The following is a 16,676-nucleotide window of genomic DNA, read 5'->3' on the forward strand; positions in this document are numbered from 1 at the left end:
AATATTAACTCGCAATGAAAAATATCATCACCTTCATCCTGCTTTGCCCGCTATTGTTTGTAATGGCTGATAAAGCGAATGCGCAATCTGATCCGCATTTTTCCCAGTACTATGTGTATCCCTCCTGGCTGAACCCCGCACTGACCGGTGCTTTTGATGGCGATTACAGGGTGTCAGCTATTTATCGTACCCAGTGGGGAAATATCAGCAGCCCCTTTGCTACCTATGGCGTAGCAGCTGATATTACCACTAATAAGCAATTCAATGTTGGCGCCAGTGTATTGAATCAATCCGCTGGTGATGGTGGATATAATTATACAACCGCTTATGCCAGCGCTTCTTATACAGGTGTGAAGTTCGGCGCTAACCAGACTCACAGGCTGGTATTCGGTATCCAGGCGGGTTTGATCCAGCGCCGTTTCGATGCTTCTAAACTCACCTTTGGTGATCAGTGGAACCCGGTGACTGGTTATAATCCAGGTACACCCAGTGCTGAGGTATTGGGCAGAACATCTGCCAGTTCATTCGATGCCGGTGCCGGTGTATTGTACTACGATGCAGAACCGGGCAAGAAATACAACATCTTTGGCGGTTTCGGTGTCAGCCATCTCACACGTCCTACCGATCAGTTCAGTGCCAGTGGAGACGCGCGTTTCCCTATGCGCTTTACCGGTCATGCTGGTGTGAAAATAGCGATCAATGAAACCTTTAGTATCACACCGAATTTATTGTACCTGCACCAGGGTAATGCAGAAGAGAAAATGATCGGTGCTTACGGGCAGATGTATGTAACACCGACTGTTGATTTCCTGCTGGGTGTGAACTACCGTTTCAAAGATGCAATTGCCCCTCATGCAGGCTTTACCTATGGCGGCTTTACCCTTGGTGCCAGCTATGATATCAATACTTCCGATCTGGGCAAAATAGCCAGGGGCTCTAACAGCTTCGAAATATCTCTCACCTGGATAGGCAGAAAACTCTTTAAAACACCTGAAGTAGAATTTGTGTGCCCACGTCTCTAACATCTAATAAAGAACCATGAAAAAGATCTTATTCACAGCAGCACTGTTAGGTGCAGTATTGGCAGGCAAAGCACAGTTTGCTTACAATTACCTCAAGGCTGCTGACTATTATTTCAGGAACGCGGACTATAATTCTGCTGCTCAGTATTATGAAAAATACCTGGCAGGTAACCGCTCCATCGTCAGCAATGCTGTATATAAACCCTACAATACACAACAGGTAGCAAGCAAAAAGCAATTGCCTGTAAGTTCTGAACACCAGGCTATCTATAAGCTGGCAGAGAGTTACCGCTTACTGCATGACTATAGCAAAGCAGTACCCTGGTATGCAGAAGCAATGGAGTTTGATAAATCAGAATATCCATTAGCACCTTATTACTATGCCGTGTCATTGCGTGCATTAAGTCGCTATGACCTGGCAGAAAAAGCATTCGCTTACTTCCTCGATACTTATCAGACTGCCGATAAATTCCGTGATGATGCAAAGCGTGAACAGGAGAACCTGCATTTCATTGTGGTACAGCTGGCGCGTCCTGATCTCTCCCTGTATACAATAGAGAAAGGCAATACCAACCTGAATCCTGAAGGCGCGAATTATGCACCTGCATGGCTTGGTGATACGCTGTTGTTATTTACCTCTACAAGACCTGATAATGGTGCTGCAAAGAATCATGTGTTTACCAACAGGGTGTATGGCGTGAAGTTCAATGGTGCTGTGCCGGACAGTATTTCCAGGTTTGCATTGCCGCAGCCTAAGAATGAAGAGCAGGGTGTGATCAGCATTAGCCCCGATGGCAATACACTCTTCCTCACAAGGTGGATAAAAAACAAAAAAGCCGCCATCTACAGTAGCCATAAAAATGGCGATAACTGGACTGAGCCTGTGCTCCTTGATTCTATTGTGAACGCAGCCGGCTATAGTGCACAGCAACCATTTGTAACAGCAGATGGTAAGCGCCTGTTATACGCCAGTGACAGGCCGGGTGGAGAAGGTGGACTGGACATATGGGAAGCACAGCTGAATGGTGATGGTACACCTTTCTTCACAAAGAACTTAGGTCCTGTGGTGAATACTGCTTCCAATGAACAGGCACCTTATTACCATGCAGCATCGGGTTTATTAGTCTTCTCTACAGATGGCAGGGTAGGCATGGGTGGTTATGATTTCTTCTATACAAAAGACAGCGCAGGCAACTATACTACTCCTGTTAATTTCGGTTACCCGGTGAACTCTGTGAAGGATGATATCTACTTCAGCAGTAAGGGTAGCAAAGACAATATCCTGGAAGGAGTGTGGTTATCATCTGACCGTTCAGCCAGTTGTTGCCTGGAATTGTTTACCCTGAACAAGCGTGTGCCACCTCCGCCTCCGCCACCACCACCAGTACCTGAAACCCCTGTAGCTGTGGCACCTCCGCCAGCTGAGGTACCAGTTGTACTGGACAATGTATACTACGATTTCAGCCAGTCATACCTGCAACCGGCTTCTTACCCTGCATTGGATAAACTGGTCGCCATGCTGCAGGCACATCCTGAAGTGAAAATAGAGCTGAGCGCACATACAGATAGCAAAGGTTCGGATGCGCTGAACCAGAAACTGTCTGACGCCCGTGCAAAGAGTTGCGTGGATTACCTCGTGAGCAAGGGAGTTGCAGCCGAACGTCTTACCTGGAAGGGATATGCGGCAACCATGCCGTTAGCACCTAATACCAATGCTGATGGATCTGATAATCCGGAAGGCAGGGCCAGGAACAGAAGGACGGAATTCAAAGTGATTAAATAGTAAACTATGAAAAGACTCTCACTGCTGTTGTTGCTGCTGGCGGGTTCCGCCAGCAGCAACGCACAGCAACAACCGCACTACACCCAGTATATTCTCAATACGTTTATCATCAACCCCGCTGTGGCAGGTATTGAAAACTACTGGGATGTAAAGGCGAGCCATCGCCATCAGTGGGCTGGATTGAATGGTGCGCCGGTTACTTCATACCTCACCATACACGGCCCTTTACGCAAGAGCGATTATCCTGAAGCGGGTATCACCGGTTTGACACCTCCGGGAGAGAATCCAAGGGGAAGAGCTTACTGGCAGCAGTATACCACACCTCCTGCACATGCAGGTGTAGGATTGACAATCCTGAATGATAAGACTGGTCCGCTGAACAGGTTTTCTATCACGGGTACTTATGCACACCATATTCCTATTTCAGCCCGTACCAGTGTGAGTGCAGGAATTTCAATAGGTATGCAGCAGATGTCGCTGGATGCATCGAAACTGGATTTTGAACAAGCGGGTGACCCGGTGATAGCAGCCAGTACACTGTTGAATAAGTGGCGGCCGGAAGTGAATGCAGGGTTGATGTTGTACAGCAGTAGTTATTACATCAGTGCGGCGGTGCAGAATATTATTCCGCAGGGAATTGCTTATGACAACGGAAAAGTGGTAGGCGATTCTTTGTACAGGGGTAAACTGGTACCGCATTTATTTCTCTCAGGTGGGTATCGTGCTTTTATCAATGAAGATCTGAGCGTGTTGCCTTCTGTGATGGTGAGAATGATTACGGCGGCACCTGTGAGTTTTGATCTGAATACAAAGTTTCAGTATAGAGACCGGATGTGGGTAGGGGCTTCATACCGCATACAGGATGGGTTTGCGGCTATGCTTGGAGTGAATATCAATTCAACAATCAATATCGGGTATTCGTATGATTATACTACATCATCATTGAATACGGTGAGTAAAGGAACGCATGAAGTATTGATTGGGTTCTTAATAGGGAACAGGTATGGAGATCTGTGTCCGCGCAATTTTTAATTACTAAGATGGAGATAAACGGTATTAAAAGGCATTAAAAAATCAAAAAATTCTATCAATAACAAACAATCAAAATTTAAATTATGAAAAAGGTTTTCGGTTATTTATTCGTTGCATGTATGTTCTCCCTTGCCATTGGAATGACTTCTTGTAAGAAAGGTGATGCAGGTCCTGTAGGTCCGAAGGGTGAGAAAGGTGATACAGGTGTAGCGGGTAATGCAGGTATCATTTATTCCGCCTGGAAAGATGCAGCTTTTACCCTTGCATCTGACAATGCAACTTACTTCGTAAATGTAGATGCTCCAAAGATCACTGCTGCTATCCTGAACAAAGGTGATGTAAAAGTATATACCCAATACTATACAAGTACTGGTGGACTGGTAGTAATGCCATTACCATACTTCAACGGCAATTACATTATCAACGTTAATCTCTTTGAAGGTGGATTCGAAATCTACAGCAATGCAGACTTCAGCACATCTACTGACGATAATGGAAAAAAATCTTTCCAATACAGATATGTGATCATTCCGGGTGGCCAGGCTGCTGCACGCAAGGCTGGGATCGACTGGAACAATTACGAACAGGTAAAAGCTTACCTGCATCTTAAGAACTAATTTACTAATGACTATCTCCATCAAAACCACAAGTAACAGGGCTGCTTTATCGAGGGCGGCCAATTTTTTCAACATCTAATAATCATACCATGAAAAGATATAGTGAATTGACAGATGAAGAATTAATAAAGCTTTACAGATCGGGAGACGATAGTGCTTTCTCGGTGCTGGTTTACAGGCATAAGAACAGGATCTTTACTACCATCATGCTGTTAGTAAAAGACCGTCACCTGGCAGAAGATATCTTCCAGGATGTATTTATCAAAATCATTAATGCGCTCAATGAAGGGCATTACCTGGACAACAGCCGCTTCATTGCCTGGGCAGTGAGGATTGCGCACAACTGCTGTATCAGCCATTTCCGTAAGAAGAATGCACGCCCGTCTTTTGCCCTCATTTACAATGATGATATTACCAGTGGGGATAGCCGTATGGACATGAGCCAGGAACAACTCATCATTATCAGGGAAACAAATACCGCAGTACAGGCATTGATGGACCGCCTGCCTGAAACACAGCGGGAAGCACTGATCCTGCGTTACTATGCAGATCTGAGTTTTAAGGAAATTGCGCAAACCGTCAATGTAGGCATCAACACGGCCTTGGGAAGGGTTCGTTATGCCATTATCAACATGCGGAAATTGATGGAGCGTGAGGCTGTGGAAGCAGTATTTTAACCAACAACACTATACGTTCAGGCGCGCACCTTTAACAACAGCTTGCCTTACAGGCTCACAGGGAAGTTCTACATAAAAGGTTGTTTCCTTACCAGGCACACTCTCAAACCACAAATGCCCATTGTGCATTTCTGCAATTTTTCTGGAGATGGATAACCCCAGTCCAAAGGACTGTTCACCGGCTGTACCGGGTCTTCCCGCAGAAGTATGCATCTCAAAGATCTTTTCCTTTAATTCCGGCGGAATACCAATGCCTTTATCCTTGATCATAATGGTAAAGGTATTGTCTGTCCGGGTAGCATTGATACTGATCACGGACTTCTCTGTACTGAACTTGATCGCATTGTCGATCAGGTTGGTAAAGAGCTGCCAGATCTTATCCCTGTCGAGATTGGAGATGCCTGCGGGTATGCGTCCTACCCTGATGCGCTGTCTTTTCTGGTGTGCTTTAAACTGCAGCAGATCTATACATTCCATCAAGAGGGGAGGGATATCGGTCAGTTCTGTTTTCAAACCGGCCAGTTGTCCTTTGTTTTTATTTTCCAGCAGCTGGTTGATGATTTCAAATGCCTGGTTACCGGCGTTGGCAATCATCTGGTACATGGCTTTGCGCTGCACCAGGTCGAATTCTTCACCATCCAGCAGCAGGCCTGCGATGGCGCCGATATTGCCCACCGGGTTTTTCAGGTCATGAATGATCACTTTGAGCAAGGCCGCATTTTCCTGGTCCCTGCTTTCCAGGTTACGAAGGGCATTGGTCAGCCTGTCGTTCTGTATGCCTACGAGTTGCAGGTTTTGCTTGGATTTTAGCCAGGTTCGCCAGATCAGGAACGAAATCGTGATGACAGAGGCGAGGAAGAGTGTGGTGATGACAAGCAAAATCGTCTTCAGGCGATCATCATTCTTGAGCGCAATGATTTCCTGCTGACGGGCAACGTTGTCAAATTCCCTGCTGATATCTGCCTCATGGATTTTCCGGTTGCGGCCATCCAGTGAATCTTTGATAGCCGTGAATTCCCTCAGGAAGGCATATGCTTTATCAGGCTGATTGTTTTGGGCATACCAGGTTTCTTCAGATTTAAGCCACCTGAGCCGCAGTTCCCTGTCTGGCGTTGCGATTGTATCCAGGGCTGATTTTATCTTTTTCAATACCTCGAATGCTTCGTTCATCCGGTTGGTATTGATATAAAGATTTGCAAGGCGCAACTGTGTATAAAGGGCATCGTCAATGGCATAACCAGGCTGGTTATTAATACTGATACTTTCAAGCAGTAGCGGTTCTACACTTGCAGTATCTCCTTTCTTAAGGTACATAAACGACTGATTGCCATATATAATACCCTTTGACATGGCCACATAGCGCTGCTGGTTAGCCACAGCAGAGAACCTGGCCTCGTTTGCAGAAATATAACTGAGTGCTTTCTGAAAATATAAACCGGCACTATCATAGTTACCGCTACGATCAAAGGCGAGCGCAGTATTATCAATATTTTCCTGGATAAAGGAAAATGCAGCAAAGTCCTGGCTCCCGCAAACCTGGCGTAAGTGAGTCGCAATTTTGAAATACCTGGCTGCTTCAGTAAACTTATCCTGCTTGTAGCAGATCATGCCCAGCTGATTGTAATATTCTGCCAGGAAAGCAGTGTCATGAGTGGTTTCACCAATTTGCTTAGCCTTGTAATAATATTCGAAAGCTTCAGTCAGCCGCTTCTGTGCCACCAGTACATCTCCTTTATTCAAAAGTGCGTTGACATAAAACTTTGTGTACTTTTTATTGTTTGCAAGATCTTTCATTACAGACAGCATGCTGTCGCAATAGATCATACTTTTTGAGTAGTCTTTGTCGTAATAATATCCTTTTTTGAACAGGTATTTACGATACAGATCGCTGGGACCTGCATGTTGGAAATGATTGTATACTGAATCCAGATAACGAAGTCCTCTTTCTCTGTCCAGGTCTGCACCCAGACTGTCGGCATGGTTGATGACAGCTTCGAAATATTTTGGATGATCAACCTCGTCCTGTTGACCGGGGGTACAGGCATTTGACTCTAAAAGCATGCACACAAACAACACATACCAGAACACTCGCCAGAGGGATAATTCTTTTATACTACAAATAAACATTACATCTTATAACGTTAATAATCGCTAAACTATTTTAGCAAAACATTTTGTAACAGGTACTGGTATTGTCCACCGTAGTGTAAGTTAAAGCGTTTTTTGCACTATGTATAACAGGGTGGGAAAAATTACATGTAAGTGGTATGTTGATATAAGGATTCATCTTCAGGTAAAAGGGAAATTTAATGTGATAAGGGGCAGGTGATGGCTTGTATTTGGGGAAAAACTGAGGACCACTTACGTGATCCTCAGCCATCATTTTATTATTTCTTTTCCAACAGTTTGAAGAACTGGTCCAGTTGCGGCAGAATCACAATCCTTGTCCTGCGGTTGGCAGCTCGTCCTTCCGGTGTGTCGTTAGATGATACAGGCACGTATTCGCTACGTCCGGCAGCAGTGATGCGTGCAGGGTTGATAGCATAATCGTTCTGTAATATGCGGGTTACGGCTGTTGCTCTCTTCACACTCAGGTCCCAGTTATCCAGCAATACACCTTTTTTGTAAGGGTTGGTATCGGTATGACCTTCTACCAGGAATTCGATGTTAGGCTGGTTGTTCAGCACCTTTGCCACCTTACCCAATACTTCTTTTGCACGGTTAGTGATGTCATAGCTACCACTTTCAAACAGCAGTTTGTCCGAGATGTCTATGTAAACCACGCCCTTATCAACTTTGATGTTAATATCCTGGTCATTCAGGTCGCCAATGGCTCCTTTCAGGTTCATGACCAGTGCCATGTTGAGGGAGTCTTTTTTAGCGATTGCTGATTGCAGATCCTGGATGTAGGCATCTTTTGCGCCGATGTTATCCAATGATTTCTTGATGCTTTCAGCCTGTGAACTACTGATCACAGACAGGTTTTTCAGCTGATCAAGCAACTCGTTGTTGTTCTTTTTCAGCCCTTCTGTACGTTCGTCTGCTACATTTCTGCGATGTTCAAAAGCAGCAGTGGAATCACGAAGATTACGCTGGCAATCCTGTAATTGTCCCTGCAGTGCTGCATATTTCTCACTCAGAGAAACATAGCGCGCTTCCGAAGCTTTATATTTCTTCGTACCAACGCAGGAAAACAATAATACAGGCAACGATACTGCCAAAAATATGATCCTTAGTTTCATATAAATTGTATTTTAATTAAATGACGTTCTATTTTATACCTGTAAAGTGCTATTATTCCAAAACCTTGCCATAATCTCTTTTAGCGGGGTGAAGCATACCTGTAAATTTGTTAAAATGATGAGATTGATGCGAATTTCACCAATTATGATAGTAGTTTACCCGGTAGGGTGTAGTGCGCGACGCTTATATTATATTGGATTTTATTCACCACGTATAGGTCTCATATGAAGAAACTATTCTTTTCCCGCTTACTGGCAGGCGTACTGTGTTTGTCACCAGCCATTTTAAGCGCACAATCAAAATCGTTATCCACACTTCAGCAACAATTTGTTGACCTGAGGTTTGGGATGTTCATCCACTTCAACATTCCAACATTCATGAACCAGGACTGGCCGGACCCTGAAACACCGGCTACTGCATTCAATCCCACTAAACTGGATTGTAACCAGTGGGCCAGCACGGCCAAAGCCGCGAATATGTCTTACGGTTGCCTGACCACCAAACATCATAGTGGTTTTTGTATATGGGATACGAAGACAACGGATTATAATGTTATGAATAGTCCACTGAAACGTGATGTCGTTAAAGAATATGTTACTGCGTTCAGGGCAAAAGGGCTGAAAGTAATGTTGTATTATTCTATCCTGGATACGCATCATAAACTTCGCCCCCATGGCATTACCCGGCAGGACATTGAAATGATCAAAGCACAGCTTACAGAATTGCTGACAAATTATGGAGAGATCACCGCATTGATTATTGATGGATGGGATGCCCCATGGTCACGTATTTCTTATGAAGATGTACCTTTTGATGATATTTATCACCTCGTGAAGACACTGCAACCTAACTGTCTGCTCATGGACCTGAATGCCGCTAAATATCCGACAGATGCACTCTTCTACACCGATATCAAATCTTATGAACAGGGCGCAGGTCAGCACATTTCAAAAGAAAGTAATCAACTGCCGGCATTGTCCTGTTTACCTATTAATCAGAACTGGTTCTGGAAAACAAGTTTCCCGACCACACCTGTGAAAGATCCCCTGAAACTGGTAAATGATAACTTGGTACAGTTGAATAAAGCATGGTGCAATTTTATTCTGAACGTAGCACCTAACAGGGAAGGTTTGATTGATGAGAATGCGGTAGCTGCCTTAACACAAATGGGTAAGCTGTGGAAAAATGCAGGCCCGCTGCCTGCGCTGCCAAAGGGAGAAGCGCCGATCACTGCACAGAATTTTGCAAAATACCAATACAGCAATTCCAGTTGGAGCGATGATATGAACATCATGGATTTTGCAAATGATGATAATTTCCGGACCAGCTGGCAGTCAAATGCTGTAGTGAAAAATCCATGGTATGAGGTGGATTTTGATCGTGAAAAGGATTTCAATATGGTGACGATTGTAGAAGATGGTGATCATATTAAACAATACAGGCTGGAATACAACGATGGTGGTGTATGGAAACCATTGCCAGGCGGTGTACAGCAGGGAAAAGTGCGCATCCATCGTTTTGATCGGGTGAGAGGTGGAAAAGTGAGAATACTCATTGATGAAAGTAATGCGGCACCGGCCATCGCGGAATTCGGTGTGTACAACGAACGGAAATGAATAACTTTTTTTAAAAAAGAGAAGGCGCTCTAAGGGGATGTGTCATAAGTAAAATGAAACCCCCGAGATTCGCTTAAAAAATTCTCTCTCCATCAGGAGGGGCTGCCGCAAAACTTTGCGACAGCCCTTTTTCTTTGAAAATGATTTTCATGCCCTTGGTGAATGCTCTTTCATGAATGTTTTATTCGAAGAAGTAAATCCAATAACTCCCCCGGTTAAAAAAACATAAAAATAATTACCTACTAATTTAGTAGACTTTGTATATTTGCCCCCGATTCGCTACTACTGCCACCAACTGTAGTACAAACAAACCCGCTGCTACCACCAATAGTAGTACTCCTTTTTTTACATGCAATTTTAACTGCTGCTATCGCCAACTATAGCAGTCGCCCATGCTTTTTACTTAATTAAACCGACTTCGAGATGCAAAAACAAGGAAGGCGCGGAATGGCTGTACTATTGCCATACCTGAGCTGTGTATTGATCCTGCTCAGCTGCTTACAATCCATTGCAGCAACGATCCCTATTTCAGGTAAAGTGACTGATGAAAAAGGACAAGCCCTACCCGGTGTAAGCGTACAGCTGAAAGGTACCGGTATAGGCACTTCTACCGGTACTGATGGTACTTTCAATATCAGTGTACCCGACGACCGGTACGCAGTATTGGTTTTCTCTTATGTAGGCTATGGCAGACAGGAAATACCTGTGGCTGGCCAGAAACATCTCAGCGTAAAACTCGCCTCTTCAGAAAGTGCACTGAGCGAAGTAGTGGTCGTAGGTTATGGTACCCAGCAAAAAGGGAACATCCTGGGCGCTGTTACCACTATGCCCACCGGCAACCTGATCGAAAAACCACTGGGTAGAGTAGAACAGGCGCTGGTAGGACAAATGCCAGGAGTACAGGTGAAACAACAAACTGGTATGCCCGGACAAGGTCTTAGCATCACTGTTCGTGGTGGTGGATCTGTCACCGCTGGTACCGAACCCCTTTATGTAGTAGATGGGTTCCCGTTAGACGTGGTGAGCAATAATGGATCCGGTGGTTTTACTGCCAGTCCGCTGAACAACCTGAATCCAAATGATATCGAAAGTATCCAGGTGCTGAAAGATGCCGCTGCAGGTGCTATCTATGGCTCCCGCGCAGCAAACGGTGTGGTGATCATCACTACTAAAAGAGGACAGTCAGGCAAAGCGAAAATTGCTTTCAATGCCAATACCGGCTTAAGTAAAATACAACGCAAAACGGATATACTGAGTGCAGAAGAATGGGTGAAGCTGGCGACTGAAGTAGCGAATACAAACTGGGTTGCTTCCGGCTCCGGCAGAACCGCATCTCAGACAAATGCCGAACGTGCTGCCCTCCTGGGTCTTGCAAGTGGTGCTGTGAACACTTCTTATATGACGGATGATCGCTGGGCAGAACCCGGTCATCCTGGTCTTACTTATCTCGACTGGCAGGATGAAATTTTCAGAACGGCACCTTTTGGCAACTATGAAGTGGCTGCAAGTGGCGGTACTGATAATGTTCATTATTTCATCTCTGGTAATTACCTCAACCAGGATGGTACTATTGTAAATTCCTCCTACAAGAATTACGGTGCCAGGGCCAATGTGGAAGCGAATGTAGGAAAACATGTGAAAGTAGGACTGAACCTCGCGCCCAGCTACGCTGAAAACCATGCACCTGATGCAGAAGGTAAAGACAACCAGGTGATGAAAGCCCTGCAAATGGTTCCTGTTGTAGAATCTTCAGCCGGTAATATGACCGGGGCAGGGGGCCGTTCTACCTATACCTGGTCCAGCCCGAAACTGATCAGTCCTTATGCTTACCTGGCATCGGTTACCAGCCTCGTAAAAACTACCCGTTTGCTGGGATCCATGTATGGCCAGTATGAGATCATTCCCGGCCTGGTATTGAAATCTACTATCAATATGGACCAGATGAACCTCACGACTAAACGGTATATCCCGGATGATGTAGTGGTAGGTGCAGCGACCGAACTGGTCACCAATCCCGGAAAGAATGCTTCCGGTTCTTATGGTGGCTATACCAAACAAAACTTCATCAATGAAAATACCCTTACCTATTCCAAAACCATTGCAGGAAAACACAATATCGCTGCCGTATTGGGTGAGTCATTCAACAAGGTACATTACGAAAACTTCAGCATTGCTACAGCAGGTGGTTATGCCAACGATATCATCCAGACGCTGAACAATGCTATTCCGAATAGTGCAGGTGTGACGACTACCGGTTCTACCGGCGAATCTAACAACACACTGTATTCCTGGTTTGGCAGGCTACAATATGATTATGCCGGCAAGTACCTGGTAACGGCGAGTTTGAGAAAAGATGCCTCTTCCAGGTTTGGTGCGGATAGCCGTTGGGGTACTTTCCCTTCTGCATCCATCGGATGGCGCTTGTCAGAAGAACCTTTCCTGAAAAGTGTCAGCTTTATCAATGACCTGAAACTGCGTGTGAGCTGGGGTAAATCGGGTAATAACAACATTGGTGATTATGGTTCCATTCCTACACTCACCAGTGCTACATATAGCTTTGGCGGTAACAGTGGCACTGCGGCTACCGGACAGGTGGTATCAGGCCTGGCCAATCCTAACCTGAAATGGGAAACCTCTTCTACCTGGAACGCCGGTATCGATGGTAGTTTCCTGCGCAGCCGCCTGAATGTGATCGTAGATGTATACAGGAAGAAAAATACGGATCTCCTGCTGAACCTGCCTGTAGTAGGCGCGAGCGGCTTTACAACCAGTTTGCAAAACATTGGTGCGGTACAGAACCAGGGTCTTGAAATCGGTGTGAACAGTGTGAACGTTCGCCTGAAAAACTTTGAATGGTCTACGAATGCGAACATTGCGTTCAACCAGAACAAGGTATTGGAACTGGGGCCGGATGGGGGGCCTATTGAGATCTCCTCCGCTTACAGTGGCAGCAATGCACCTTACCTGTTAAAGAAAGGGCTGCCCTTATTCAGCTATTATGTAACGAAGGTAAATGGCCTGCTCACACAGGCGGATATCGATAATGCGAAAGTAGCCAGGGTATCCAAAGAACGGGTAGGAGATGCTAAGTATTACGATGCAAATGGAGATGGTTCCATTACTTCTGCAGACAGGGTGGTGTATGGTCAGCCAACACCTAAGTATACCTGGGGTATCACCAATACTTTTAAGTATAAAGATTTCGACCTGGGTGTAACGGTCTATGGTCAGCATGGTGGTAGCATCCTTTCTTACCTGGGCAGAGCGATCGACTTTTCTGGTAGTACAACCGCCAATGCCCTGGGTGTATGGAGAGACAGGTATACGGATGCTAACCAGCATTTCAGCGCACCCCGTGGTAAAGCGGCATCTACTTATACTGTGCCCAACGTGACTTCTGACTGGATTTACAGCACTGATTTCTGGCGTATCCAGAACATTACTTTAGGGTATAACCTGAAACATATTCTCAGAACAAATGCGATCAGCGGGGCGCGCATCACCGCTTCTTTGCAGAACTGGTTTGGCCATGACAAATACAAAGGCGGCGCAAACCCTGAGGCGCAGAACACCAATACCAGTGGCAACGGCAGCTATGCATTGCCTGGAGATTATGGTGCTGTACCATTGAGTAAATCAGCAGTGATTGGTTTGAATGTTACCTTCTAATCTTAAAAGTACAATGATGAAATCAGGATATATTTTTCTATTGGGTTTGCTATTCGCTGCCTGTTCCAAACAGCTGGATCAAAATCCGGTATCCAGTACAACGACGACTAATTTTTATTCCACCCAGAACGATTTTGTGCAGGCGGTGAACGGTGTATATGCGGGGTTGAAAAACTACCCTGCTATGGCCCTGTGGCTGGGGGAAATGCGCAGTGATAATATCAATGCGATCTCTGATGGCAACCGTGACTGGCAGGGAATCAATGATATGTCTCCCGATATAACGGCAGTTACCTTTATCACCACTGCATGGCAGAACAATTACAATGGTATCTTCAATGCAAACAGTGCGCTGGATGCCCTGGCGAACAAAGGTAGTGTGGTAACGGATACTACTTTGCGTGCCAGGCTGACTGCTGAATGCCATTACCTGAGAGCATTTTATTATTTCGAGTTGGTGAAGTTATTCGGGAAAGTACCTTTGATCACCACACCAATGACTTCTGCAGAAGCAGGTAAGGTAGCGAGAACAGATGTAGCACAGGTGTATGATACCATTATTGCGGATCTCACCTATGCAGGCGTGCATTTGCCGGCAGCTTATACCGGTTCCAATGTGGGCAGGGCTACTTCCTATGCCGCCAAAGGCTTGCTGGGGCAGGTATACCTGACCCGTTCCGGTCCTGACTATGGTATTAGTGGTCCGGGTTTGAACAGTGGTGAATATGATAAGGCACTGGCATTGTTCAATGAAATCATTGCGGGTGGCAGGTATTCATTTTTGAGCAGTTATCCGGATATCTTCTCATACACCAATGAGAACAATGCAGAGGTGATCTTTGATGTGCAGTATATCAGTAGTAACAATGGTGCCGGTTTTCCCAGTTACCTGGTACCGGTGGCTTACTGGACCGGTTTGGGCTTGTCTAATTCATATGGGAATGGATATGGTGCGAGTAATTTTGCAGTGACCAGCAATCTCAAAACTGCTTATGGCAATACTGATACACGCAAAACCTTCAATATCGCGACGAGCTATACAGCAGGTCCGTTTATCAAAAAATATATCAATACCACTTACAAGGGTACCAGCGGCACTGACTGGCCAATCAATTTCATCGTACTGCGCTATACTGATGTATTGCTCATGAAGGCGGAATGTATCCTGCATGGTGCTGCCGGCTCACAGGCTGATGTAGATGCGGTGGTGAACCAGGTGAGGGCAAGAGCGGGTTTAAATAGCATTTCCAATGTAACGATTGAGCAATTGATGGAGGAGCGGAGAAAGGAGTTCCTGGGCGAAGGTTTGCGATGGAATGACCTGGTGCGCGAGGGCATGGCAGTTACTACTATGAATGCCTGGATTGCTGCTGATGGGGTAACGAATGTGGAAACAGTGCTACCTGCTTATATTATTTACCCGGTACCTTCTGCTGAGATCTCAGCAAGCGGCGGTTTGTATGAACAAAATAACGGCTATTAGTACCAATTATCAACCATTTATCGGGAAAGGGTATCTCATCTGTGAGGTACCCTTTTTTCTTGTGTACCGGTTTGAATTTTCAATGTTCCAACATTCACCCGGATCCCCCTGCCGCCGGCTCGATTAAATTCAAAATGATGCCTCCTCCTTTTAAAATCTAAGGCCGCTTTTTAACCCAATAAAACAGGGTCCGTCTATAGGCCGTCTTTTGTGCTAAATCAGTACTAATACATCACTAAAAGATCATCTCTATATCACTTCAATATCCAATCGATATAGAAGTGACCTTCTAGTGTTAGGTTAATTATTAATTGACGGATACAATCTTTTTAACTTCACTCTTGCTTCTTTGTTTGTGAATTGCCAGTTTATTTGGCTGTTCTTATTGTTTCGATGAATTTGCCATTCCGTGACCTCTTCTTTTACCTTCTCGATTGTAGATATATGCCTGTTCAGGCACTGTCCATTCAATACGTGCAATTCTATTTCGGCCATATTTAACCAGCTTCCATGTTTTGGGGTATAGATGAATTCAAATCTGTCACACAGCCTTTTTGCTTCTTTGGGTTCAAAGGTCTCATAAAATGCAGCACCCGTGTGCGTTTTTAAATTATCCATCACCAGGGTTATCTTTTTCGCTTTGGGATATTTCTTATCTGCGATTTCTTTAATAAACATTGCCCAATCCTTTCTGGCTTTGAATGCTGTTACCTCCACAAAACGCTTCCCTTTCAATGGTTCATTTGCTATAAATATATTTACCATGCCATGTCTAACGTACTCGTAATCTACTCTTCTTTCCTGACCAGGCTTCATGGCAACTGATTGTCTCACTTCATCGACTAACTGTTTTGGCGACTCGTCCATGCAAATAACAGGATAATCAGCATTATAAGGCCTCTTATATACATCTAACACATTCTCCATCTTTGCCACAAATTCGCTATTACAATGCGGTGGGATTACCCACCCTTTTGATTTCCAGGGCTTAAGTTCATTTTTTTTAAGACCTTTCTTACTGTTACATGAGAGATCTTTTCTACATACTTTAATTCAACCATCTTGTCTGCCAGGAGCCGTAACGACCATCTAGCAAATCCCTTAGGTGGCTCACTACAGCATAATGTGACTAACTTCGCTTCTATATCTCCATCCACTTTAGACTCGTAAATACGATTTGAAGGCCGTCTTTCTAATACCCCTTCAAAGCCTTCTTCTATAAATTTCTTCTTAACCCGATCTATTGTGCGCATCCCAACTTTCAAAACTTTACTTATTTGCTCGTTGGTCACTTTTTCCGAGTATTTTCCATCATCACAATTTAATAGAATATAAGCCATACGAAAGGTTTGAGAAGTATGTGAACCTTTATTTATTATGCTGTGTAATTCTTCAACTTCACTTTTTGTTAATTTAACGGTATAGCGTATCATCTCCGGAAATATTTCATCGAATATACATTATATTTACGTCATTTGATATTTAACATAGCACTAGTGTACTTATAATATACTTACAATGTACTTACCTGAGC

The 16,676-nt window shown here is 44.7% G+C and carries 11 protein-coding genes; 8 read left to right on the top strand and 3 right to left on the bottom strand.

The genetic code is table 11. The annotated features are described in order from the left end of the window. The first annotated feature begins 14 nt into the window (after window positions 1–14). From U0033_RS28550 to U0033_RS28570, 5 genes are all read left to right on the top strand, one after another. Complete coding sequence (locus U0033_RS28550; protein WP_072364499.1) at window positions 15–1,022, top strand: PorP/SprF family type IX secretion system membrane protein; 1,008 nt, start codon at window positions 15–17, stop codon at window positions 1,020–1,022. 16 nt (window positions 1,023–1,038) lie between these two features. Further along, window positions 1,039–2,805 carry an OmpA family protein gene (locus U0033_RS28555; RefSeq protein ID WP_072364497.1) on the top strand — a complete coding sequence of 589 codons (1,767 nt, stop codon included), beginning with the start codon at window positions 1,039–1,041 and terminating at the stop codon, window positions 2,803–2,805. 6 nt (window positions 2,806–2,811) lie between these two features. After that, complete coding sequence (locus U0033_RS28560) at window positions 2,812–3,837, top strand: PorP/SprF family type IX secretion system membrane protein (RefSeq protein ID WP_072364496.1); 1,026 nt, start codon at window positions 2,812–2,814, stop codon at window positions 3,835–3,837. An 83-nt stretch (window positions 3,838–3,920) separates the two neighbouring features. After that, complete coding sequence (locus U0033_RS28565) at window positions 3,921–4,454, top strand: hypothetical protein (protein ID WP_072364494.1); 534 nt, start codon at window positions 3,921–3,923, stop codon at window positions 4,452–4,454. 89 nt (window positions 4,455–4,543) lie between these two features. Continuing rightward, a complete protein-coding gene (locus U0033_RS28570) occupies window positions 4,544–5,131 on the top strand; it encodes a sigma-70 family RNA polymerase sigma factor (protein WP_072364492.1) in 588 nt (195 codons plus the stop codon). 9 nt (window positions 5,132–5,140) lie between these two features. On the opposite strand, the gene U0033_RS28575 is transcribed toward U0033_RS28570, so the two are convergent. After that, window positions 5,141–7,192 carry a tetratricopeptide repeat-containing sensor histidine kinase gene (locus U0033_RS28575; RefSeq protein ID WP_072364490.1) on the bottom strand — a complete coding sequence of 684 codons (2,052 nt, stop codon included), beginning with the start codon at window positions 7,190–7,192 and terminating at the stop codon, window positions 5,141–5,143. A gap of 326 nt (window positions 7,193–7,518) precedes the next feature. Next, window positions 7,519–8,373, bottom strand: a complete 855-nt coding sequence (locus U0033_RS28580) for an OmpA/MotB family protein (RefSeq protein ID WP_072364488.1) — start codon at window positions 8,371–8,373, stop codon at window positions 7,519–7,521. A 225-nt stretch (window positions 8,374–8,598) separates the two neighbouring features. On the opposite strand from U0033_RS28580, the gene U0033_RS28585 reads away from it, so the two are divergent. The 3 genes from U0033_RS28585 to U0033_RS28595 all read left to right on the top strand — a co-directional run bounded on the left by U0033_RS28585 (window position 8,599) and on the right by U0033_RS28595 (window position 15,142). Continuing rightward, window positions 8,599–9,990: an alpha-L-fucosidase gene (locus U0033_RS28585; protein ID WP_072364486.1), complete on the top strand. Its 1,392-nt coding sequence runs from the start codon at window positions 8,599–8,601 to the stop codon at window positions 9,988–9,990. Window positions 9,991–10,437: 447 nt separating this feature from the next. Further along, a complete protein-coding gene (locus U0033_RS28590; protein ID WP_072364617.1) occupies window positions 10,438–13,659 on the top strand; it encodes a SusC/RagA family TonB-linked outer membrane protein in 3,222 nt (1,073 codons plus the stop codon). Window positions 13,660–13,672: 13 nt separating this feature from the next. After that, complete coding sequence (locus tag U0033_RS28595; RefSeq protein ID WP_072364615.1) at window positions 13,673–15,142, top strand: RagB/SusD family nutrient uptake outer membrane protein; 1,470 nt, start codon at window positions 13,673–13,675, stop codon at window positions 15,140–15,142. Between the two features lie 300 nt (window positions 15,143–15,442). On the opposite strand, the gene U0033_RS28600 is transcribed toward U0033_RS28595, so the two are convergent. Next, window positions 15,443–16,575 (bottom strand): IS630 family transposase gene (locus tag U0033_RS28600; RefSeq protein WP_322518473.1). Its coding sequence is split into 2 segments (ribosomal slippage): window positions 15,443–16,152 and window positions 16,152–16,575, totalling 1,134 coding nucleotides; the frame shifts between segments, so codons are not numbered across the junction. Window positions 16,576–16,676: the final 101 nt, after the last annotated feature.

Source organism: Chitinophaga sancti, from assembly GCF_034424315.1.
GTDB lineage: Bacteria > Bacteroidota > Bacteroidia > Chitinophagales > Chitinophagaceae > Chitinophaga > Chitinophaga sancti.

Bases quoted from the DNA above. Each gene is read 5' to 3' on its own strand.
- U0033_RS28590 (WP_072364617.1), top strand. From the start codon at position 10,438: ATGGCTGTACTATTGCCATACCTGAGCTGTGTATTGATCCTGCTCAGC.
- U0033_RS28565 (WP_072364494.1), top strand. From the start codon at position 3,921: ATGAAAAAGGTTTTCGGTTATTTATTCGTTGCATGTATGTTCTCCCTT.
- U0033_RS28595 (WP_072364615.1), top strand. From the start codon at position 13,673: ATGATGAAATCAGGATATATTTTTCTATTGGGTTTGCTATTCGCTGCC.
- U0033_RS28570 (WP_072364492.1), top strand. From the start codon at position 4,544: ATGAAAAGATATAGTGAATTGACAGATGAAGAATTAATAAAGCTTTAC.
- U0033_RS28560 (WP_072364496.1), top strand. From the start codon at position 2,812: ATGAAAAGACTCTCACTGCTGTTGTTGCTGCTGGCGGGTTCCGCCAGC.
- U0033_RS28580 (WP_072364488.1), bottom strand. From the start codon at position 8,373: ATGAAACTAAGGATCATATTTTTGGCAGTATCGTTGCCTGTATTATTG.
- U0033_RS28550 (WP_072364499.1), top strand. From the start codon at position 15: ATGAAAAATATCATCACCTTCATCCTGCTTTGCCCGCTATTGTTTGTA.
- U0033_RS28555 (WP_072364497.1), top strand. From the start codon at position 1,039: ATGAAAAAGATCTTATTCACAGCAGCACTGTTAGGTGCAGTATTGGCA.
- U0033_RS28585 (WP_072364486.1), top strand. From the start codon at position 8,599: ATGAAGAAACTATTCTTTTCCCGCTTACTGGCAGGCGTACTGTGTTTG.
- U0033_RS28575 (WP_072364490.1), bottom strand. From the start codon at position 7,192: ATGCTTTTAGAGTCAAATGCCTGTACCCCCGGTCAACAGGACGAGGTT.